Origin of the sequence: Leuconostoc sp. BM2 (genome assembly GCF_002095565.1) — a bacterium.
GTDB lineage: Bacteria > Bacillota > Bacilli > Lactobacillales > Lactobacillaceae > Leuconostoc > Leuconostoc falkenbergense.
This window is the reverse complement of record NZ_MOWQ01000002.1, coordinates 91098-113511: the sequence shown is the minus strand read 5'-3', so window position 1 is coordinate 113511 and position 22414 is coordinate 91098. Positions and strand designations below refer to the sequence as shown.

18 protein-coding genes are annotated in these 22414 nt (G+C 39.9%); 16 read left to right on the top strand and 2 right to left on the bottom strand.

What is annotated here, in order from left to right:
- The first annotated feature begins 30 nt into the window (after positions 1-30).
- Both BMG01_RS01630 and mgtE read left to right on the top strand, forming a co-directional pair.
- On the top strand, positions 31-933 hold the full coding sequence (locus tag BMG01_RS01630; protein WP_004916065.1) for an RluA family pseudouridine synthase: 903 nt from the start codon (positions 31-33) through the stop codon (positions 931-933).
- Positions 934-935: 2 nt separating this feature from the next.
- Positions 936-2297: a magnesium transporter gene (mgtE, locus tag BMG01_RS01625; protein WP_004916063.1), complete on the top strand. Its 1362-nt coding sequence runs from the start codon at positions 936-938 to the stop codon at positions 2295-2297.
- A gap of 46 nt (positions 2298-2343) precedes the next feature.
- Here mgtE and BMG01_RS01620 read toward each other — a convergent pair whose 3' ends face one another.
- Together BMG01_RS01620 and ade are read right to left on the bottom strand one after the other, a co-directional pair.
- A complete protein-coding gene (locus tag BMG01_RS01620) occupies positions 2344-2832 on the bottom strand; it encodes a hypothetical protein (protein ID WP_004916062.1) in 489 nt (162 codons plus the stop codon).
- Positions 2829-4502 (bottom strand): adenine deaminase, encoded by a 1674-nt coding sequence (gene ade, locus BMG01_RS01615; RefSeq protein ID WP_004916060.1) that lies wholly within the window; start codon positions 4500-4502, stop codon positions 2829-2831. Before ade ends, BMG01_RS01620 begins: the two co-directional genes overlap by 4 nt.
- Before the next feature lie 206 nt (positions 4503-4708).
- On the opposite strand from ade, the gene glmS reads away from it, so the two are divergent.
- The 14 genes from glmS to BMG01_RS01545 all read left to right on the top strand — a co-directional run bounded on the left by glmS (position 4709) and on the right by BMG01_RS01545 (position 22391).
- A complete protein-coding gene (glmS, locus tag BMG01_RS01610) occupies positions 4709-6514 on the top strand; it encodes a glutamine--fructose-6-phosphate transaminase (isomerizing) (protein WP_084013410.1) in 1806 nt (601 codons plus the stop codon).
- Between the two features lie 118 nt (positions 6515-6632).
- Positions 6633-7406 (top strand): isoprenyl transferase, encoded by a 774-nt coding sequence (locus tag BMG01_RS01605; RefSeq protein ID WP_004916056.1) that lies wholly within the window; start codon positions 6633-6635, stop codon positions 7404-7406.
- Positions 7407-7412: 6 nt separating this feature from the next.
- Positions 7413-8207 carry a phosphatidate cytidylyltransferase gene (locus tag BMG01_RS01600; protein WP_004916054.1) on the top strand — a complete coding sequence of 265 codons (795 nt, stop codon included), beginning with the start codon at positions 7413-7415 and terminating at the stop codon, positions 8205-8207.
- A 13-nt stretch (positions 8208-8220) separates the two neighbouring features.
- Positions 8221-9474, top strand: a complete 1254-nt coding sequence (gene rseP / locus BMG01_RS01595) for an RIP metalloprotease RseP (RefSeq protein ID WP_004916053.1) — start codon at positions 8221-8223, stop codon at positions 9472-9474.
- A gap of 37 nt (positions 9475-9511) precedes the next feature.
- Entirely contained in the window at positions 9512-11230 is a 1719-nt protein-coding gene (locus BMG01_RS01590) for a proline--tRNA ligase (RefSeq protein WP_004916051.1), read from the top strand.
- A 61-nt stretch (positions 11231-11291) separates the two neighbouring features.
- Positions 11292-15605 carry a PolC-type DNA polymerase III gene (locus BMG01_RS01585; protein WP_004916050.1) on the top strand — a complete coding sequence of 1438 codons (4314 nt, stop codon included), beginning with the start codon at positions 11292-11294 and terminating at the stop codon, positions 15603-15605.
- Positions 15606-15634: 29 nt separating this feature from the next.
- Positions 15635-16042: a phosphate-starvation-inducible protein PsiE gene (locus BMG01_RS01580; protein ID WP_004916048.1), complete on the top strand. Its 408-nt coding sequence runs from the start codon at positions 15635-15637 to the stop codon at positions 16040-16042.
- Between the two features lie 107 nt (positions 16043-16149).
- Complete coding sequence (locus BMG01_RS01575) at positions 16150-17151, top strand: VOC family protein (protein WP_004916046.1); 1002 nt, start codon at positions 16150-16152, stop codon at positions 17149-17151.
- 116 nt (positions 17152-17267) lie between these two features.
- Positions 17268-17627 carry a hypothetical protein gene (locus BMG01_RS01570; RefSeq protein WP_004916044.1) on the top strand — a complete coding sequence of 120 codons (360 nt, stop codon included), beginning with the start codon at positions 17268-17270 and terminating at the stop codon, positions 17625-17627.
- Positions 17628-17760: 133 nt separating this feature from the next.
- Entirely contained in the window at positions 17761-18675 is a 915-nt protein-coding gene (rbsK, locus tag BMG01_RS01565) for a ribokinase (RefSeq protein WP_036067300.1), read from the top strand.
- Positions 18672-20090, top strand: coding sequence for an RsmF rRNA methyltransferase first C-terminal domain-containing protein (locus BMG01_RS01560; RefSeq protein ID WP_004916040.1), 1419 nt, complete (start codon positions 18672-18674; stop codon positions 20088-20090). The genes rbsK and BMG01_RS01560 overlap by 4 nt, the downstream gene beginning before the upstream one ends.
- A gap of 63 nt (positions 20091-20153) precedes the next feature.
- Entirely contained in the window at positions 20154-20651 is a 498-nt protein-coding gene (locus tag BMG01_RS01555; RefSeq protein ID WP_004916037.1) for a hypothetical protein, read from the top strand.
- 210 nt (positions 20652-20861) lie between these two features.
- Positions 20862-21977 (top strand): BMP family protein, encoded by a 1116-nt coding sequence (locus BMG01_RS01550; RefSeq protein WP_004916036.1) that lies wholly within the window; start codon positions 20862-20864, stop codon positions 21975-21977.
- 72 nt (positions 21978-22049) lie between these two features.
- Positions 22050-22391: a DUF1831 domain-containing protein gene (locus BMG01_RS01545; protein ID WP_004916034.1), complete on the top strand. Its 342-nt coding sequence runs from the start codon at positions 22050-22052 to the stop codon at positions 22389-22391.
- Positions 22392-22414: the final 23 nt, after the last annotated feature.

Genomic DNA, 22414 nt, shown 5'->3' with positions numbered 1-22414 from the left:
ACGTCGACAAATGATGTGTATGATAAGAATATGCAGTTTACTTGGACTTATACTGGATCAGAAGCGCGCAAAGTGCGTACGTTTCTACAAAAACATGGCGTTTCTCACCGTATGTTTAGTCAAATGAAACATAATGGTGGGGCGATTTTGGTCAATGAGAAGCCAGTTTATACGTCTGATTATTTAAAAGATGAGGATAAAGTGACGATTGTGATGCCGGTAGAAGAGAGTAATGATCTCGTCGTACCTGATTACAAACCTCTAAACATCATTTTTGAAAATGAGCATTGGCTGGTAGTTGATAAACCGTATGGTGTCACAACAGTGCCAGGACATGCTGATCGGCTACACACATTGGTTAATCAAGTTAAGGGCCATTTGGAACAAATTGAGGCACAAGATTTGGTTCCTCATGTAGTGACACGACTTGATCGGGATACATCAGGTATTGTTTTGCTGGCAAAACATCGATTCGCCCATGCTGTATTAGATCAACAGTTACAAGATCATACTGTGGAAAAATTTTATCTGGCTTATCCGTCTGGTATTATATCAGATGATCACGGGGATATTAACGCCCCAATTGGTCGTGTTGAGGGCGATTTTATTAAGCGTGAAGTTCGTGATGATGGTAAACCATCTCGAACAGAATACTGGGTTGAACGCCGTTATGATGAAGATGGACAACATCCCATGACGCGTGTCAAGGTACAATTGCACACTGGGAGAACGCATCAAATACGGGTTCATTTTGCAAACATTGGGCATCCATTAGTGGGTGACGATCTTTATAATGGACCACTTTGGTATGGGCTCCAACGTCAAGCGTTGCATGCCTATCATATGAAATTTTACGACCCATTTATTGAAGATTTTCGTGAGTTTAATACAAAATTACCTGAGGATCTCAAAACATTAAGGGATATTGATTAAGTTTGGAAGAAACTGCAGAACAATTACAAAAGACTGTCACTCACTTGGCCGATTTAATCCATTCAGGTCAAGATGAGGATTTTGTGGTCTCATTTAAAGCGTTGCACGATTTTGAAATGGGCCAAGTTTATAGTAGTTTGCCTGAACAAATGCGAGCAGTCGCATGGCGCTTACTAGATGATGAGACTTTGGCAGATGTCTTCGATAATTTGGATGCGGATGATGACGACATTGGGGAATTACTCCAAGAAATGCCGCCTCAAAAAGCGACTGAAATTTTGCGTAACATGTACGCCGATAATGAGGCGGATGTCTTGCAAAATCTACCATCTCGTTTGGTTGCAACGTACTTGAGCTTGATGCCTAAGGATGAAGCAGATGAAATGCGTAAGCTGATTGATTATGACGATCAAACAGCTGGATCTTTGATGTCAACAGAGTATTTGGCTGTGACTGAGGATTTGCGAGTTGTTGAAGTGATGCGATTGGTTAAACACCAAGCTGCTGAAGCTGAAGCGATTAGTTACGTGTATGTTCTAGATAACCAAAAACACTTGGTCGGCGTTATTTCATTGCGTGATTTGTTGACACACCCTGATGATATGTTGGTGTCAGATATCACTAATGATCGAATTATTAGTGTTAAAGCTGGCGATGATCAGCAAGATGTGGCACAAATTGTGGCTGATTATAACTTTCTTTCTATTCCAGTTACTGATGATAATGATTTGTTGCTGGGTGTGATTACGGTTGACGATATTGTTGATGTTATTGATGAAGAAGCGGTGGAAGATTATTCTGGTTTGGCCGCCGTTAACGTTAGTCAAACAGACGATACACCATGGCATTCAGCGATAAAACGTATTCCGTGGCTGATTGCCTTGCTATTACTAGGTATGTCCACGGCTACACTGATCAGTTCATTTGATGGTTTAGTCAAGCAAGCTTCTATTTTGGCGGTCTTTATTTCGCTCATTACCGGTACAGCGGGTAATGCTGGAACGCAGGCATTAGCGCTGGCGGTACGTCGATTGGCAGTGGGAACCGACAATACAGCTTGGAAAAACTTTTGGAGCGAAGTGTTGGCGGGGTTGTTGGTTGGGACTGCGACAGGTGCTTCAGTGTTTGCAATCGTGACAATTTGGAAACACAATTTTGAACTTGGATTAGCTGTGGGCATTGCTATGGCGATTGCAATTATGGTTGCCAATTTGGCGGGATATCTTGTCCCGGTATTAATTGACAAATTAGGGTTCGATCCCGCGGTTGCGAGTGGTCCGTTTATTACGACGCTGTCAGATTTGACTTCTGTTTTAATCTATTTTAACGTCGCACAATTGTTTATCTCTCATTATTATTGGTAATTAAAAACGTATCATCCAGAACTTGGATGATACGTTTTTATGTAACTTAATCAAACATTGGTTTGATTTGAGCTGCAAATGAGCCGTCGGGATCATTGACGAATTGCGCATAAGTTTGCCAATAGTCATCAGACAAAATGATTGGGGCGGCAATTTCATTAGGAATATAGTTACGCGGAATCCCGCCATTTTTTGCACGTGGGCCATCGTAATTTTTAGCAAAATCGCTCATCTTTTTTTCAATGACTAGTGCTTGCGGACCAAACCAATTGACGGGTTCGCGTTGAATTAGTTGATTGTCAACTTCAAATAATTGCGCTTCCGATGCTATTTTAAAAGGATGAACTAAACTGACTAATGTGAGCTGATTCTCTTGAATTTCAACGATTGCACCGGCCATTTCTGATGGTAAGTGGCGTTGATCATTTTTATTGGCCGCGATTAATAATTGACCGGTATAGGGAACCATTAAAGAGGTTTTTTGACCCAAAAATACTGACAATAGGTCTTGTGGCGTTATACTAAAGGCTTTCATGACTTAAATTCTCCTGCATCTTGAATATCAATAAAACTAAATTTATCAAAATCAAACAAACCTTGATCTGTTATTTTTAAACTTGGAATAACAGGTAAAGCCATAAATGAGAGTGTTAAGAATGGATCAAATGGCACATCACTGATTTTTGAAAAAGCTTTATCTAAAGCGCGATTTTGATCAATAGTCGTTTGATAATCTTGATCAGACATTAGGCCACCGATTGGAAGGGGCATTGCGGTCACTTGACCATTGATCACGACAACTTGTCCGCCGCCGATTTTCTTTAACGTTTCAGCTGCTAATAACATATCCTTGTCATCAACACCAGCAATAATGATGTTATGTGAATCGTGAGCTACCGTAGAACCGATTGCACCAGTTACCATGTCGAAGCCTTTAATGATACCTAAACCATGTCCTAAGTCGTGATAACGCTCAGCCACAACAACTTTAGCAAATGTTTTATTCGCCTCAAAGTGATTATTAACGACTGGCACGTTTTCAACGGTGTGCTGGGTTGTAATATGATGAGGCATAATGTTGATAACATGTGCAGGAACGTTGTCTGCCAGTGGCAAGATTAAATCAGTAGCGGATAATGTGAAATTTAGGGACTGATTTGCTAATGGTGTCACAGTTGAAAACTTATTTTCATACCAGTGACCATCTACCATAACTTCTTGGGCTTTGAATTGTGTTAATGTATCAAACACAACCAAATCAGCAACGAATCCGTCCGTTAATGCGCCGACGTTTTTTAAATTATGGGCTTTGGCAGCATTATAACTTGCCATAGTAAAAGCGATTTCCGGCGCAATACCATTTTGAAGTGCGAGGTTAATACTAAAGTCAATTGACCCCTCATGTTGAATGTCACTAGCAGTTTTATCATCGGTGGCAAATGAAAAATGTGCGTGATTGGCTGTTGTAATAGCTGGTAATATGGCTTCCTCATCACGTTCTACCGTACCTTCACGCACAAAGACAGAAAATCCTGCATCGACTCGTGCTAAGGCTTGAGTAGCGTTTTCACTTTCGTGATCGGTATCAATTCCGACTTGACGATAAGTTGAAAGTTGTGCGCGGCTTAAACCGGCACCGTGGCCATCAACGTGTTTACCTGCTGCTAAAGCGTCGTTGATTTTTTCAAGCATATCTGTGTCACCGTTCGCAACAGCAGGATAATCCATCACTTCGGCTAGACCATTTACTTCAGGAATGCTGTAAAAAGGTTTGAGGGCTTCGGCATGCAGTGTTGCTCCAGCGTGTTCAAAAGGCGTTGCAGGGACTGAGGATGGTAGCATGTAGTGAATGTGCAGTGGTGTTTGTCGTGCTTCTTCGAGCATATATTGGATGCCTGATATACCTGCTACACTAGCGATTTCATGCGGATCAGCAATGACACAGGTAACACCATGAGGTATTACTAATTTTCCAAATTCACTTGGTGCGAGTAGGGAACTTTCAATATGAAGATGTGCGTCAATCAAACCGGGGACAATATATCGACCGCCAGCATCAAATGTGTGAGTTGCAGCAAGATCATCTCGAGGACCACGATAAACAATCATGTTATTGTCAATCCAAAGCTCGGTGTCATCGAATTTAAGATTAAAAACATCCAAAATTTTAGCGTTTTGAATATGCCAAGTTACAATTTGTGTCACAATAGATCTCACTTTCAGGTTTTTTCTATCATACCATAATGGCAGGGTTTGTATTTTGACACTATGTTATTTTTAAATTATACCAATTATAAAAATAGGACTATACCAATTTATTTTTATTGTTTGACAAAAGTTTACAAAGACTGTAAAATAGCTACTGTTAGTTAAAAATAAAAAGTAAACCATTTTTGGTAAAGAGGCTATATATGTGCGGAATTGTCGGATTTACAGGTGTTAATCAAGTGTTACCTAGTTTGTTAAAAGGGCTAGAAAAATTAGAATATCGTGGGTACGATTCAGCTGGTGTTTATGTGAATGACGGCGATAAAGGCGATTTTCTTGTCAAAGAAAAAGGTCGCGTAGCTGATTTGGAACGTGCAACAGAAGGTAAGGGTATTGAAGGTACTGCGGGTATCGCCCATACACGCTGGGCAACTCACGGTGGTGTATCAGTTGAAAATGCGCATCCACACATGTCCGAGGATGGACGTTTTTACTTGGTTCACAATGGTGTTATCGAAAATTATGAAGCATTGCGTGATCAATATTTACAAGGCGTTCAGCTTCACTCACAAACAGATACTGAAATTGCTGTCCAATTGATTGACAAATTTTCAAAGGAAAACCACTTGTCGACATTTGACGCATTTCGCAGAATGATTAGTTTGTTAGATGGTAACTCAGCGTATGGCTTTCTTTTAATGGATCGTCAGACACCCGATTTGATGTATGCGGCTAAGAAAAAGAGCCCTTTATTAATTGGTGTTTCTGAAGTTGGCAACGTTGTGACATCAGATGCAACAGCAATGTTAGACGTGACCCATGATTTTATTGAATTGATGGATGGGGAAATTGCTGTCATTGACATGCAAAAGATTGATTTGTTTGATCCAAATGGCAAACAAATTACCCGTGAGGCCTTTCATTTAGATATTGATGCTTCTGAAACAGACAAAGGAATTTATCCTTACTATATGTTAAAGGAAGTTGATGAACAGGCCATCGTTGCACGTACTTTGTCACAATACTATTTTGACGATGAAGGGCAGGTGCAAAATATTGCTCCTGAAGTTATTGAGGCTATTCAGGCAGCAGATCGCATTTATATTGTTGCAGCTGGAACATCATATCACGCGGGACTTGTGGGGCAACGATATTTTGAACAGTGGACACAAACACCAACAGAAGTTCATATTTCGTCGGAATTTGCTTATGAGCAGCCCTTGTTGAGTAAAAAGCCATTCTTCATTTTCTTAAGCCAATCTGGGGAAACAGCTGATTCACGTGAAGTACTGGATAATATCACAAAACAAGGTTATCCAACTTTAACCATTGCTAATGTCATGAATTCAACATTGACTCGTGAAGCGGACTTTGCCTTACCATTGTTGGCTGGCCCTGAAATTGCTGTGGCCTCGACAAAAGCCTATACAGCACAAATTATTGTGACAGCTATTTTGGCTGCAGCGGTTGGTCATACACCATTTGATTTAAAAAATGAGTTAGCAAAAGTTGCTGTTGAAATGCAAGTGATTATTGATCAAAAAGACACTTTCAAATCAATTGCTGAAAGTGCCTTAAAGAATCGTCGTTCAGCATTTTATATTGGACGTGGCTTAGATGCAGCGGTTGCTGTTGAGGCGGCGTTGAAGCTAAAAGAAATATCATACGTTCAAACTGAAGGTTTTGCAGCTGGTGAGCTAAAACATGGTACAATTTCTTTGATTGAAGAAGGTACACCAGTATTTGCTTTGCTGACTCAGACTAAAACTGCTGGACTTGTCCGTGGTGAAATTGCACAAGTTGCAGCACGAGGCGCCAATACGATTATTATTGCCGCTAAGACTTTGGCTAAAACAGATGATGCTTTTGTTCTCCCTGAGGTCAATGAGCTCTTAATGCCATTGCTGACAGTCATTCCGGCACAATTGATTGCCTACTATGCGACCCTTGACCGTGGCTTAGATGTTGATCGACCACGTAATTTGGCAAAGAGTGTTACGGTTCAATAATTTTAATGATTCGATAGGATAATTCTTATCGAATTTTTTTGTACCTTGCGCGCCATTCTGGTAAAATAGGTTAGATACAATATATGCATTCAGTGGTTGCATACGAAGGAGGAGCGTTTTGGCGCTTTTTAAAATTAAAAATGAGGAGACGAAGACCGTCTCCCAGCTCAAAATTCCGCGACATGTTGCCATTATTATGGATGGTAATGGTCGTTGGGCAAAACAACGTTTTATGCCACGTGTTGCTGGCCACAAAGCGGGTATGAAAACTGTCAAAAAAGTTGCGATTGCAGCCAGCGACTTAGGTATTGAAGTATTGACACTGTACGCTTTTTCAACCGAAAATTGGTCACGCCCGAATGACGAAGTTAACTTTTTGATGCAATTACCGATTGATTTTTTTAATGATTTTGTACCAGAATTGATTAAAAATAATATTCGTGTTGAAGTTATGGGCGATGTTGCGGGCCTACCTAAGGGTACGCAAGATGCCGTGCAGCGCGCGATTGAACAAACAGCGCAGGGTACGGGGATGATTTTGAACTTTGCTCTTAATTATGGTGGTCAAACCGAAATTGTGGCAGCAGCGAAATTACTAGCACAACAGGTCGCGTCAGGTGATCTGACCGCTGAAGAGATTGACGCTAATCATTTTGCCAGCGCCCTTCAAACTTCACCTTTAGGTGAATTAGCGACGCCTGATTTGATGATTCGTACGTCGGGTGAATTGCGCTTGAGTAATTTTTTACCTTATCAATCGGCATACGCTGAACTATACTTTACGGATGTTTTATGGCCAGAATATTCAGGTGAAGACTTGATAGAAGCTATTACATCTTACACTAAAAGAGATCGTCGTTTTGGCGGTCTTAATGACGAAAGCGAGAAATAGTAAGCCATGAAAACACGTGTGATTACGGCAGTAGTTGCTTTGATTATCTTTGTTCCTCTTTTAATCATGGGCGGCGCACCACTTCTGATTTTGACATTGATTATGGGTGTGATTGCGATGAGTGAAATTTTGCGGATGAAACATCGTTTTTTTGTTTCTGCCGAAGCTTGGGTTAGTTTTATAGGTGTTGTGGCACTTATTTTGCCAAATAGTTTTTGGCAAGACGTCCCACTCATTAAAAGTGCTCATATATTCTTTTATATACTAGCATTTCTCTTATTACTACATACAGTCTTTAGCCGCAACCATTTTAATTTTGATGATGCTGGGACATTGACTCTAGCCATGCTGTATATTGGTACTGGATTTCATTATTTTTTCCAAGCCGACACAAAAGGATTGGCAACGGTGATGTTTGGTATGCTAATTGTTTGGTTAACTGATTCAGGTGCTTATATGGTTGGCCGAGCTATTGGCAAACACAAACTCGCCCCCAAAATTAGTCCTAATAAAACTTGGGAAGGATCCATTGGTGGTAGTTTGGTAGCAGTAATTGTTGTGGCATCTTTGTACACTATATTTAATTGGTTGCCAGCATACAATTTCATTGAACTCTTACTATTTGCAGTTGTCTTGTCTATTGCAGGTCAACTTGGTGATTTAATCGAGTCAGGTTTGAAACGCCATTTTAACGTAAAAGATTCAGGCAATATTTTACCAGGGCATGGTGGTATTTTAGATCGTTTTGATTCAATGTTAGTTGTTATGCCACTGATGTCTATTTTAGGCATGTTAATTTAAAGCGAGATTTGGAATGAGTTTAACGGCGATAATTGCATTCATATTTGTTTTTGGTGTATTGGTTACAGTACATGAATTTGGGCATTTTTTTGCTGCCAAAAAATCTGGTGTATTGGTTCGTGAATTTGCAATTGGTATGGGGCCAAAGTTATTGAGCTGGAATCGCAATCATACTGCCTATACAATCCGTATATTACCTGTTGGTGGATATGTACGGATGGCTGGAATGGATGAAACACCGGATTTAGAAGCAGGACAGCGCTTACGATTACGCTTTGATCAGGTGGGTAAAGTTACCGAAATTGACACACGGATTGATCAGGCGGGTCAAGGTGTACCATTTCAAATCGACACTTTCGACTTGAGTGATGACCTGACGCTGACAGGTTACCAAGCTGATGATTCAGAGATGAAAGTGTTATCTGTTAGTCATGATGCGACCATCATTGAAGAAAATGGTGTGACTGTTCAAATCGCACCACGTGACACATGGTTTCAAAGTGCAAAATTATGGCGACGCGCGTTGATTAATATTGCCGGACCATTTATGAACTTTGTCTTAGCCTTAGTGGTTTTTTCAGGACTAGGCTTCACCTTACCAAGTGTTACACTTAACGAACCGATTGTAGGCACAGTTCAACACAACATGCCAGCTCAAAAGGCTGGACTGCAAGCAGGTGACCGAATTACCGAAGTGAATGGACATAAAACCACAACTTGGGAAAATGTAGCAACCGTTATTAGCAGTGTTGGACACAAACAAATGACGATTGATATTGTCCGTGACGGTAAACAAGAGACTATCAAAGTCACACCCAAATTGGTTACGGTTAATGGTGCAAAAACGCCGTTAGTGGGTATCACAGAGAAAACACACCAGAGCTTTGGTGCACGTATAAAGTATGGTGTTTACACAACCGCTTCGACAACTAGCCGGATTTGGTACGCGCTGACACATCTGTTTAGTGGCGGGTTCAGTTTGGATAAACTAGGTGGTCCAGTTTCAATTGCCAAAACAACGTCTACTGTTGCTAAAACAGGATTTTTGAATATTCTATTCTATATGGCATTTTTGTCGATTAACTTAGGTATTATGAATTTAATTCCAATACCAGCTCTAGATGGTGGTAAACTAATCTTGAACTTACTGGAAGCGATTCTAAGGCGTCCATTGCCAGCATCATTTGAAAATGGTGTCACCGTGGTAGGTGCAATTGCAATGGTAATTCTAATGATTGCTGTTACTATTAATGATATTTTGCGATAAAATAAATGAGAGTACATTTAATAAAAGAGGAGTTTATATGAAACAGTCTAAATTACTGATGCCAACTTTACGAGAAGTTCCGGCGGAAGCAGAGGTTAAAAGCCACCAATTATTGTTAAAAGCAGGTTATATCCGCCCCGTTGCAGCTGGTATGTTTTCATATTTACCTTTAGCCAAAAGGGTTTTAAACAAAATTGAAGCCATCATTCGTGAGGAAATGGCGCGAATCGACGCCAATGAGATGTTAGTTCCAGAAATTTTACCAGCAGAATTGTGGCAACGCTCAGGTCGTTATGCGACATATGGTCCAGCGTTGTATAAATTTAAAAACCGGCAAGATCGTGATTTCATATTAGGACCAACACACGAAGAAACCTTTACTCAGTTGATTGCTGATGAAATTAAGTCATATAAAAAATTGCCTTTAGTGGTTTACCAAATCCAACCAAAGTTCCGAGATGAAAATAGACCACGTTTTGGGTTACTTCGAACACGTGAGTTCATTATGAAAGATGCTTATTCGTTTAGTGCCGACCAAGATGGCCTTGATGATGCCTTTCACAATATGGAAAAAGCGTATGTCAACATTTTTAATCGACTTGGTCTGCATTATCGGGCAATTGTCGGTGATGCCGGCGCTATGGGAGGATCGGATTCAAAAGAATTTTCGGCTCCTGCAGCTGCTGGAGAAGATACCATTGCTTATTCTGACGCGACTGACTATGCGGCAAATTTGGAAATGGCCAAGGATTTCTATGAGAGAAAAATCACCGATGCAGAATTATTGGCGTCGAAAAAAGTTGCAACTCCTGAAGTAAAAACAATTGCGGAAGTGGCAGAATTTTTGGGTAAATCATCCAATGAACTTGTTAAAACAATGATGTTTATTGCTGACGATCAGCTTGTAGCAGTTGTGACAACAGGTGATTATGATGTTAATGAGGTTAAGGTCCAAAATTTCTTGAATGCTGATAAATTTGAATTAGCTGACGAAAACCGTGTCCGAGATATTGTTGGTGCAGGTTTTGGATCATTAGGACCAGTCGAACTACCTGAAAATGTGCAACTTTTGGTCGATGAACGGGCTGCCGATTTGGTAAATTTTGTCGCTGGAGCCAATGAAGATGGTTATCATTTGACTAATTTGAATTGGGGACGAGACGTCCAAGTTGAGGAAACAAATATTGGCGATTTTCGTGTCGCTAGAGAAGGTGACTTGGCTGTTGATGGCAAAGGGCACTTAGTATTTACTTCCGGTATTGAAATTGGTCATATTTTTAAACTTGGTACGCGTTATTCTAAGTCGTTAGGCGCACAGGTTTTAGATGAAAATGGTCGCCAAACTGATGTTGTAATGGGCTCATATGGTATTGGTGTTTCACGTTTGTTGAGCGCGATTGCAGAACAAAAAGCTGATGAGGCTGGGTTAGTTTGGCCAGCCAGTGTTGCACCATTTGATGTCCACATTGTACCGGTGAATACGAAAGATGCCGATCAAGTGCGTGTTGCTGAACAACTTGAATCGTTGCTAGAGGCAAAGCATTTGGAAGTTTTGGTTGACGATCGTAAGGAACGTGCAGGCGTCAAGTTTGCTGATGCTGATTTAATTGGATTACCAATTAGAATTACAGTAGGTAAAAAGGCGAGTGAAGACGTTGTTGAAGTGAAAGTTCGTGCAAGTAATACTAATATTGAGATGCGAGTGAGTGAAGTGGTTGACTCAGTTTTAGTTTTGCTTCAAGGCGACAGTGAATAAATAAGTGAGTAAACATTTGGCCGATGATTGATCGGCTTTTTTACTCAAATTAGGGGGACAAATGGCGTTAACCCATGAAGAACAATTAAAGCATTTAATTAGTCAGATTCAATTATCAGACGAAATTGTATCCTTTTTTGAAGGTGGTCAGCTAACTCGCGTAGATGTATCAGCTAGACAGAGACAGTGGGTATTCCACATTCAATTATTGCAACCGCTGCCAGCCAACGTATATATGCAATTTCAGCAATATTTGAAAAAAGCATTTACTAATATAGCTGACGTGTCAATAATGATTTCCAGTCAATCGCAAGCAATTAATCAAGAAATGATGGCACAATACTGGCATTTGGCTTTAGATCACTCTAAATTAAACCATGCCAAGGCGCAACAGTTAGCAAGTAACACGATTCTTAAATTATTAAATGATAACGAATTCAGTGTTGCAGTTGGTGCGCAACTACTATTTCAATCACTAGATAGTCAGGCGGTTGCCTCAATAATTTCAGCATATGAAAGTTTTGGTTTTCCCAAAATCACATTAGTGCCACAGCTCGATGAACAACTGGCACAAGAAATTCAGGAAAATGTTGCACAGCATCACGCTAAGGCCCGTGAAGACTTGCAAAAAGCAATTGAAGCTAACAAACAGGCTAAACCAAAAACAACATCAGAGGGTGTGCCGCTAACGCTGGGTCGTAAAATTTCAACTGATGCTGAAATTACGAGATTAGAAGACATCGATGGTGAAGAAAATCGTGTGGTGGTTGAAGGCTATATTTTTGCTGATGAAATCAGAGAATTGCGTTCAGGGCGACAACTTCTCACTATCAAAATAACTGATTATTCAAGTTCCATTTCAGCCAAAAAGTTTTCTAATAATGAATCTGATGAAGCTGTGTTTGAGGGATTGAAGGCTGGTTTGTGGGTTCGGCTAAGTGGTAATGTTCAAGAAGATACTTATGCCCGCGAACTGGTTATGAATATCTACGATTTACAAGTCATTGATCATGCTAATCGTCAGGAAGATTATATTGGAGAACAGCAACGCATTGAGTTACACGTTCATACAAACATGTCGACCATGGATGCTGTGACAAACTATTCAGAAGTTGCAAAGCTCGCAAAAAATTGGGGCCAAACAGCTTTGGCTGTTACTGATACTGGAAATGTTCAAGGCTTTCCTGAGGCGGTTGCTGCGGGTAGTAAAAATAACCTCAAAATGATCTACGGTATGGAAGCTAATTTGGTCGAAGATGGTGAACCAATTGCCTTCAATCTGCGACCAATTTCACTATTAGACAAAGGCACAACTTTTGTCGCTTTTGATTTGGAAACTACTGGACTTTCGGCAGTAACAGATAAAATCATTGAACTATCCGCTGTTAAAATGCAAATTGGTAACGTTGTTGATAAGTTCTCAGAATATATTAATCCAGGTTTTCCATTATCTGAATTCACTACCAATTTGACATCAATTACTGATGCTATGGTAGCAAATGCTGACAGTGAAGAAAACATAATTCGACGTTTTCGAGAGTGGTGCGGTGATGCTATTTTAGTGGGTCATAATGTAACATTTGATATTGGCTTCATGAACGCCGCTTATGCGCGTTATCAACAATCCCAAATTAGTAACCCTATTATTGATACGTTACCGTTTACTCGTTGGTTATATCCTGATTATAAATCCTACCGACTTGGCACGATTGCTAAACGATTTAATATTAATTTAGAGCAAGCTCACCGTGCCATTTTCGATTCTGAAACTACTGGACATATCGCATGGCGCTTGATGAAAGAGGCGAAAGAACGTTTTGATTTAAACTACCATAATCAACTTAACGACCACATGACTGAAGGGGACGCGTGGAAGCATGGGCGGCCGGTTCATGTGACATTGCTGGTTCAAAATGCGACTGGGTTAAAAAATCTTTATAAGCTGGTCTCCCGTTCAAACATTGAGTTTTTTGCTCGGGTACCTCGAATTCCGCGTTCCATCTTACAGCAATATCGTGAAGGTTTACTAGTAGGAACAGGTGATACTGGCGGAGATGTCATCATTTCTCTCATTGAAAAAGGAAAAAATGAGGCGACTGAAAAAGCTAAATATTATGATTTTATTGAAATTCAACCAACCGCAAACTATCAACCAATGATTGAATCGGCACTAATTTCCGACCAAACAAAACTGCAAGAAATTTTAGAGGAAATGATTGCCATTGGTGACGAATTAGGGAAACCAGTGGTGGTCACTGGTGATGTTAAATACACCAACCCTGAAGATAAAATTTACCGTAATATTTTGATTGCAACACAACCAGGTAATCCACAAAATAGAACTGCTTTACCTGATAATTATTTCAAAACGACCCAAGAATTGCTCGATGATTTTGCTTTTGTTGGTGACGAAACAGCAAAAAGGATTGTGATTGAGAATACGCATCTTATTTCTGATATGCTTGACGATATTGAACCGTTGAAAAGTGGTTCCTATCCGCCAAATATTCCTGGTGCAGGTGATGAACTCACTGAAAAAACTTACCGGACGGCAAAAGCTTGGTATGGTGATCCAATTCCACCAGAAATACAAGCACGCATAGACCAAGAGTTGAAAGCAATTATTGGTAATGGTTTCGCGCCACACTACATGATTGCCCAACGTTTGGTAGCTAAATCTGTTAAAGACGGTTATTTAGTTGGGTCGCGAGGATCCGTAGGATCCTCGTTTGTCGCCACAATGTCGGGTATAACTGAAGTTAACCCGTTGCCGCCTCATTATCGATCCGCGCATGGTGATTATTTCGAACTAGTTGATCCGAAACAATATGAGTCTGGTTATGATTTGCCTGAAAAAGAAGATCCCAATCATCCAGGTGAAATGTTGATTGGTGATGGACAAAATATTCCGTTTGAAACTTTTATGGGCTTCACCGGAAATAAAGTGCCAGATATTGATTTGAATTTTTCTGGTGATTATCAGCCAATTGCTCATAATTACATGAAAGTACTGTTTGGCGAGCATAATGTGTACCGTGCCGGAACGATAGCGACAGTGGCTGAAAAAACAGCTTTTGGTTACGTGAAAGGCTATGAACGGGATCATGATAAACATTATCGTGGGGCAGAAATTGAACGATTGGCCCAAGGAATCACAGGCGTCAAACGGACAACAGGACAGCATCCCGGTGGTATATTGATTGTGCCACGTGAATATGAAGTCTATGATTTCACACCGATTCAGTATCCTGCTGATGATCAAAAATCTCTCTGGCAAACAACTCACATGGATTATCATTCTATTCATGATAATTTATTAAAAATGGATATTTTGGGACATGATGATCCGACAATGGTGCGAACATTAAAGGATATGTCTGGCATTGATCCGCAATCAATTCCAGCAAACGACCCGGGTGTTTTAAGTTTATTTACTTCTACTGAAGCACTTGGTGTGACGCCAGAGCAAATTTTTTCAAAGACAGGTACACTGGGATTGCCTGAATTCGGCACTAATTTCGTGCGTGGTATGTTGGAAGAGACGCAACCGCATACTTATTCTGAGCTATTACAAATTTCTGGCCTATCTCACGGGACTGATGTTTGGTTGGGCAACGCTAACGAGCTGATTGAAAACGGAACGGCCACAATTGGTACTGTTATTGGAACGCGTGATAAAATCATGACCGATTTAATTAATTGGGGCTTCCCAGCAGCTGATGCTTTTAACATTATGGAAAAAGTCCGTAAAGGTAAAGGCATCACTGATGAGTACCAAAAGCAGTTACGTGAAGCAAACATTCCAGAGTGGTACATCCAGTCGATGCTCAAAATTAAGTATATGTTTCCACGGGCACATGCTGCGGCCTATGTTTTGATGGCATTGCGGATTGCCTATTTTAAAGTTTATTTCCCCACAATTTATTATGCAACTTACTTTTCGGTTCGTGCGGATGCTTTTGATGTTGTTGCGATGAGTCGGGGTAAAGAAGCAACCAAATCTGCTTTAAAGAAATTACGTGAACTTGGCAATGATGCGACTGTTGGAGATAAGAATTTAATGACAGTTCTTGAAATGGCTAACGAAGCGCTTGAGCGGGGAATCAGCTTCAAAATGGTTGATTTAAACCGATCGGAAGCACTTGAATGGGTGATTGATGGCGAAACATTAATACCACCATTTATTTCTCTGCCAGGATTAGGTGACAACGTGGCTAAACAAATTGTTGCTGCAAGAACAGAAAAACCTTTTTTGAGTAAAGAAGACCTCAAAAAACGAGGTAAAGTGTCACAAACGATTATTGATTTTATGACACAGCATTCCGTTCTAGAAGGACTACCAGATGAAAATCAGTTGAGTTTGTTTGATTTTTAACGTGATAAATATGAAAAGGCGGTGAATAAATGAAGCATGAGTGGCATCAAAAAGTTGCAGGTTACTTCGAGTATGTTTTAAATGCAGTCATGATTGTTATTGGCGTCGTGATATTTGGATTTTTGCTACGAGAGTTGTTGAATCTCGCTCAAATGTTGTGGATGACCGATATCGCTGGTCATTTTACAGAATTGGCCGAAGAAATATTGGTTGTATTTTTGTTTTTTGAGTTTTTGAGTTTGGTGCGTGAATACTTCATAAAAGACGCACACATTTCAACTGGCAACTTCTTATATATTGGCGTGACAGCTTTAATAAGAGCAATGTTAGTTTACCATGATCAAACCGATAAAACGTTAATGTTAGCTGCAGCAATATTCTTATTGGTAGTTGCGCAGGCAATATATCGTTATTTTAGACCAAAAATGGATAATTAGCTTCTAAAAAGTAATCAAAATGCTTGCTTTTTTATTTAGGGCATATATAATTTAATCAACAATAAAAATAGAAAGGCGCGCCTTTTGACGCGCATGGCGATAAGCATATGAAAACGCATCACGTCTCTCTTTTAACAGGTAATTTTAAACAAAATGCACATTTTTATGTTGATATTTTGGGTTTACGCTTCATAAAAAATTCTATTAATCAGGCTAATCCTCACATGCGGCATGTTTATTATGGTGATTTCATTGGCACACCGGGTACTGTGGTCACTTTTTTCCCAGATGCAAAACTTGATCGTCCTCGTGTCGACGGTAAAATGTTTTTCAATGGGCTACATTTTGGTGTGCCAGCAGGTGCGTTACCATATTGGCAAGAACGATTGTTATCATTCAACTTACCAGCAACGATTGATGGCCGTGGTATACTACACACACAAGACTTTGATGCTATTCCAATTGAAATTAAGGCAGTCAATCAGCAACAATTTGACTGGCATATCAACTTTATGTCAGATGTTCCAGCGAACAAACAAATCACAGGTATTCTAGGTGCTGAATTACATGTTCCTGATGTTGTGGCGACTGCGAATTTTTTTGAACAACTATTCAGTGACTATGGCGTTGTTGTTAAGGGCAACGTTATTAATTTGGCAGATGAACAGGCCATTTATTTGTACGAAACACCTAACGATGCCCCAGAATCAAAATTTGGCAAAGGATCAACTGATCATTTTGCTTTAGCCGTCGAATCTTCGCAGGATCTAGATTACTTGTGGGCGCGTGCAGAGGAACAAGGTTGGCGTCGTGAAGTCTATATTGATCGTGGCTATTTCAATTCTATATACTTTATTGAACCAGGTGGTAATCGCGTTGAGGTAGCAACTACTAATCCCGGTTTTACACTAGATGAATCTGTCCAAGATTTAGGAACAACATTTGCGTTACCACCAAGATTTGATGCCAATAAAGAAGTTTTAAGAAAATGGTGGGCTGATCAAGGTGTTTTGTTTGATGATTATCAACCATATTCTGGCACAGGGCGAGTTAATAATGCCAAAGTTGTAGCAATTCACGATCAAACGGGCAACACTCGCAATGATTAGCGTTTAAAATATACCATTTTTAATATTAAATGGGTAATATTGTTCAACTTGTCCATTTTTAAATATAAATATTTCCTTTATAATAATTATCAAAGTATTAAAAAGGATGGTAAAAAATGGAAACTAGAGCACATTATTCATTAAAAACGCGTAACGAAGTTTGTGACAAAATCATTAACCGCCATCAATCTGGAAAATCAGTGGCTTCTGAATTTGAGATTCCCTATAACACGGTCATGCGGTGGGTGCGTCAAGAACGTGATACCTTTTCAGAGTCTGTTTACACAGGTAATAAGCAACCATATCACCAAGTATTTGGCTATCAAGATAATACAACCGACGATTTAGCTGAAATGAAACGCCAGATCAAGGCGATGCGATTTGAATTGCAAGTACTGACAAATCAAAATCAAGAGTTAATGGAAATGCTGCGTATTATGATCGAAAATGGTGGCGATATTCAAAGACACGCTTAAGACGAGCGTGTCTTTTTTGATGACTTTCCAAGTGTGTGATAATAAATGATATAATTAACTTTATGCAAAAATAATGTTTGATAACCAATTGTGTTATCAACTTTATTTGACATTAATGAGATGGATGAAAGTTATGACAAAAAAAATCGTTGTTCTTGGAAGTTTGAATGTTGATAGCATTATGAAAATGCCGCGAATGCCACTAGTCGGAGAGACAATGGCTTTGACTAATGTGACTACTGCACCGGGTGGAAAGGGCGCCAATCAAGCCGTTGCAGCGGCAAGGCAAGGGGCCAATGTGTCCTTTATTGGTGCAATTGGTAATGATGCCAATGGTCAATTCATGCGCGCTACTCTTGTCAATAACGGGGTTAACGTCGATCAATTAAAAACTAATGGTGATGTACCGACTGGGTCTGCTTTTATCATGTTACAAGATGATGGCGCCAATACAATTCTAATTCATGGTGGTGCTAATCAAGCTCTGACAACTGCCGACTTAGATCGCGACTTAATTATTGATGCCGATTTGATTATTGCGCAGTTTGAGGTACCGTATGCTGTTATTTTGGCAGCCTTTGAGCTAGCACATAACCATCAGGTTCAAACTGTTTTAAATCCGGCTCCAGCAGTGTACGAATTAACGCCCGAATTAATGGCTGTTACAGACATTATTTTGCCAAATGAGACAGAGGCGCAACTGTTGACAGGAATTGAAGTTGTAAATGACGAAGGTGTTTTAAATCGTGTGACGGATGCGTTGCAAGCAAAAGGCGCAAAGCGAAGTATTATCACGCTTGGCGCCGCAGGATCTTTTGTTGCTGATGGCCAAAGAAGATGGTGGGCACAACCTGAAAAGGTAGTCGCACAAGACACCACAGCGGCGGGAGATACTTTCATTGGCACATTAGCGAGTGTTATAGCACCTGATTTTAATAATTTAGATGATGCTGTAAAACGTGCTAGCATAGCTAGCGCTATCGCTGTAACAAGACCGGGAGCCATTCCTTCAATTCCAACATTTGATGAGGTTGAAGCATACTCATGAACTTACCTGAAGATTTCAAAAAAAAGTACACACGTTTGTTAGGACAGGAAGCAACGGATTTTTTTAACAGTTTTGAGACTATCCATCAAAAGGGCTATCGACTTAACCCTTTGAAAGCAAATCCAGTGTCGCATGATACACCAAATGATGGAAAAGTGCCTTATGGTCAATGGGGATACTTCGGAACGGTTGATGGTCATTCAAAAGATCATGTTACCGGTGTTGTCTATTCTCAGGAACCGTCTGCTCAATTTGTGGGTGAGGTTCTTGCCCCAAAACCTGGAGAAAAAGTATTAGATTTAGCTGCAGCACCGGGTGGAAAATCAACTCATTTGGCGGCTTTTATGATGCAAAAAGGCTTGCTGTGGTCTAATGAAATTTTTATGTCGCGTGCTAAAATATTAAGCGAAAATATCGAGAGACTCGGTGTTCAAAATGCAATTGTCAGTTCACAGACACCGGCGGAATTGAGTGCACGACTACCATTATTTTTTGACAAAATTCTACTAGATGCCCCATGTTCAGGTGAAGGGATGTTTCGAAAAGACCCGGCAGCAATGGCTTATTGGCATTCAGATTACCCTGCTGAAAACGCACAACGGCAACGGGAAATATTACATGAAACAGTTAAGATGTTACGGCCTGGCGGTGAGTTAGTTTATTCAACTTGCACTTTTTCACCTGAAGAAGATGAGCAGATGATAGCTTGGTTACTTGATACTTATCCAGAATTTGAGCTGATGCCAATTGATAAGCCGATTAACAGTGGCATTAGTGATGGGCGTCCAGAGTGGGCTGATTCTGATTTTGTCAGTGGCGTGACAACAACTAGTCAAACGCAAAATCGTTCTGAGCTCCTAAAAACAGCGCGTTTATGGCCACATCATTTAAATGGTGAAGGGCATTTTGTAGCAAAATTGGTCAAAAGGGCTAAAGAAGTAGAACCTACTGAGAATGTGATAAAAGCGCTCAAACCAGCCGAACTTAATCGTGAGCAACAAAAAGTTATTGCTGATTTTTGGGAATCAACTTTTCAACAGTTTGACATTGAAAATCGTCAATTTTTGCTGTTTGGTGATCGGTTATTCCTTGCGCCTGATGCGACACCTGATTTGAATGGGTTGAAGATTGTGCGCCCGGGATTGGAAATAGGTACCTTCAAAAAAAATCGTTTTGAACCAGCACATGCTCTGGCTTTAGCTGTGTCACCAACACAAGTTAAGCAGCAATTTAATTTAGTGGATCAAGACTGGGCTGATTATGCTCATGGCGATGTTATTAATACTGATGATCCATTATCTAAGGGGTGGATATTGATGGTGGTTAACGGCAATGGTGCTGGTTGGGGTAAATTTGTGACCGGACAAATCAAAAACTTTTTGCCAAAAGGGTTGCGCTTTGCTGTGCGTGCATAAGTGAGAAACGCACTAAAAATAATGTGCCAATAAGCAATTAAATCAGAGAAAGCGGTTTTTGACATGATAATTGATAATCCTGATAGTGTTTTGACAGCTGCTTTGATACGTGAACAATATGCTTTACAGCAATTCAGGCGATTGTTTCAGTTAACTGATTTGAATTGTGATGAGGTTGTTTTAACTGATGAAAAGCAATATTTAACAGAGCAGTGGACAGTAAAAGACTATTTGAGTGACATTGTATTTTGGCATGAAAGTTTTGCAAGAAACATCGCAGATGTCGGCTCATCAGTGAAACCTAATTTGATTAAATTATCATTACGCGCAGCAACCGCCTATGGTGTTGAATCAAATAAAAATGAAACGGTTTCGCAGTTACTTCGAAGATTAAATAAAGCGCAACGCATCATTGAGGCACACATTTTTAACCAAAGTATTTTAACAGTACCTTATCGACAAGGCAGTCGTTTGTACACAAAAACTGAGTATTTGGATATTAGAACAAGTGAATTAAACTGGCATTTTTGGGCAATTATTCGTTCAGCTCTGCAAAAGTAAGTAACTGTAAGTGTGTTCTTAAGATCGTTAAAATAAAAAAGCAAGGACCACTATGGGCCTTGTTTTTTATTGCCACTAATGTAAAATCAATAGCTGGAACTAATTGAAAAAAGTACAGCTTATATTTAGTTAGTCAAAAATAATTGGGTCGGTGCTACGCGTCAGCGTACCCAATGAAAAAACGTGAGAGCGTAATAGAGGAGAATCACCATGAATCAATCAACAAAAATTATTGCTGGTGTCGTAGCAGTTGCCGTGATTGGCGGCGGTATTTATGCGGCTACTAGCCATAAATCAACATCATCAACTGATACTAGTAAGGCAGCAACATTAGGCCTTGTTTTGGATGTTGGGGGTGTGGATGACCATTCATTCAACCAATCTGCATGGGAAGGCGCACAAGCTTATGCTAAGAAAAATAATTTGAAGTCTGGTCAAAATGCCCCTGTGACTTATTTTAATACAGCTGATCATTCTGACCTTGATCAAAATTTTAATTTGGCAACAAAGAGTAAGAAGTACACGATTGTTTATGGTATCGGTTATTCATTGAACCAATCAATCACAAAATCTGCTAAATTGAACCCTAAACAAAAATTTGTTTTGGTAGATGACATTGTTAAAAGTCGTAAAAACGTCGCAAGTGTCATGTTCCGTTCTGAACAATCATCATATCTCGCTGGTGTTGCTGCAGCAACAAAAGCCGACGCCAACGGTGAAAAAACAGTTGGCTTCATTGGTGGTATTCACGGTAACATTATTGATGCCTTTGATGCAGGGTTTGAAGCTGGTGTAAAAGCAACTGATTCATCTTTGAAAGTTGAAAAGCAGTATGCTAACTCATTTACTGACTCTGCTAAAGGAAAAACAATTGCAGCGACGATGTATGCTTCTGGTATTCGTACTATTTTTGCGGCAGCTGGATTTGTTGGAAATGGCGCATTTTCTGAAGCAAAGGCAGAAAATGCTAAGTTGAACGCAGATTCCAAAGAACGTCTCTACATCATTGGTGTTGACCGCGATCAAAAGTCTGATGGGGCTTACACTTCAAAAGATGGTAAAAAGACGACATCGACATTAGCTTCATCAATTACGTCAGTAGGCGATGGTGTCAAAAATGTTGCGGATAATTACAACAAGACCAAAAAATTCCCTGGTGGTAAAACAATTGCTTATGGTTTGAAAGAGCATGGTGTTTATCTCACGGATTCAGAATTAACTTCTGCCGAAAAGAAGGCTGTTAATAAAGCTAAAAAGGCAATCATAAATGGTAAGATAAAAGTCCCTAACCATCCAAAGGGATCTGAATTTAATCAAAAGTTTTAAGTCAATCAGCGCCACGATAGTGGTGCTTTTTTGCTATAATGGTAGTTAGACTAACTGAGGAGCTACAAAATAATGGCATTTGAGAAAAGTGTAACAATCGCCGGAGACGCGACTTATCAATTGAGTGATCAACTAAAAAAATATACGCTAGGTGATTTAGGATTTGTCACTAACAATGCAGGAATTCATGTTTTGCATCGAGCATTAGAGCCAGAAAAAGCATTAGCTAATTCAATTCAGCTTAAAGTATCCGTTAATCAAGATTTGACTGGTTTCAAAATGAGCACGGTCTCAGCAGGGGATGTGGTTCGCGTGGATATTTTCAAAAACAATAATGCTGAAGAAATTGTCAAGTTGTATCATTTTTTTATTGATGAATTGGTGCAACGCGGTGTTATTACAAAGGTTAATTAGAACGCATTGTCATCATCAATTTT

Bases quoted from the DNA above. Each gene is read 5' to 3' on its own strand.
- BMG01_RS01585 (WP_004916050.1), top strand. From the start codon at position 11,292: ATGGCGTTAACCCATGAAGAACAATTAAAGCATTTAATTAGTCAGATT.
- BMG01_RS01575 (WP_004916046.1), top strand. From the start codon at position 16,150: ATGAAAACGCATCACGTCTCTCTTTTAACAGGTAATTTTAAACAAAAT.
- BMG01_RS01550 (WP_004916036.1), top strand. From the start codon at position 20,862: ATGAATCAATCAACAAAAATTATTGCTGGTGTCGTAGCAGTTGCCGTG.
- BMG01_RS01570 (WP_004916044.1), top strand. From the start codon at position 17,268: ATGGAAACTAGAGCACATTATTCATTAAAAACGCGTAACGAAGTTTGT.
- BMG01_RS01545 (WP_004916034.1), top strand. From the start codon at position 22,050: ATGGCATTTGAGAAAAGTGTAACAATCGCCGGAGACGCGACTTATCAA.
- BMG01_RS01580 (WP_004916048.1), top strand. From the start codon at position 15,635: ATGAAGCATGAGTGGCATCAAAAAGTTGCAGGTTACTTCGAGTATGTT.
- glmS (WP_084013410.1), top strand. From the start codon at position 4,709: ATGTGCGGAATTGTCGGATTTACAGGTGTTAATCAAGTGTTACCTAGT.
- BMG01_RS01600 (WP_004916054.1), top strand. From the start codon at position 7,413: ATGAAAACACGTGTGATTACGGCAGTAGTTGCTTTGATTATCTTTGTT.
- rbsK (WP_036067300.1), top strand. From the start codon at position 17,761: ATGACAAAAAAAATCGTTGTTCTTGGAAGTTTGAATGTTGATAGCATT.
- rseP (WP_004916053.1), top strand. From the start codon at position 8,221: ATGAGTTTAACGGCGATAATTGCATTCATATTTGTTTTTGGTGTATTG.
- BMG01_RS01590 (WP_004916051.1), top strand. From the start codon at position 9,512: ATGAAACAGTCTAAATTACTGATGCCAACTTTACGAGAAGTTCCGGCG.
- BMG01_RS01555 (WP_004916037.1), top strand. From the start codon at position 20,154: ATGATAATTGATAATCCTGATAGTGTTTTGACAGCTGCTTTGATACGT.
- BMG01_RS01630 (WP_004916065.1), top strand. From the start codon at position 31: ATGCAGTTTACTTGGACTTATACTGGATCAGAAGCGCGCAAAGTGCGT.
- BMG01_RS01560 (WP_004916040.1), top strand. From the start codon at position 18,672: ATGAACTTACCTGAAGATTTCAAAAAAAAGTACACACGTTTGTTAGGA.
- BMG01_RS01620 (WP_004916062.1), bottom strand. From the start codon at position 2,832: ATGAAAGCCTTTAGTATAACGCCACAAGACCTATTGTCAGTATTTTTG.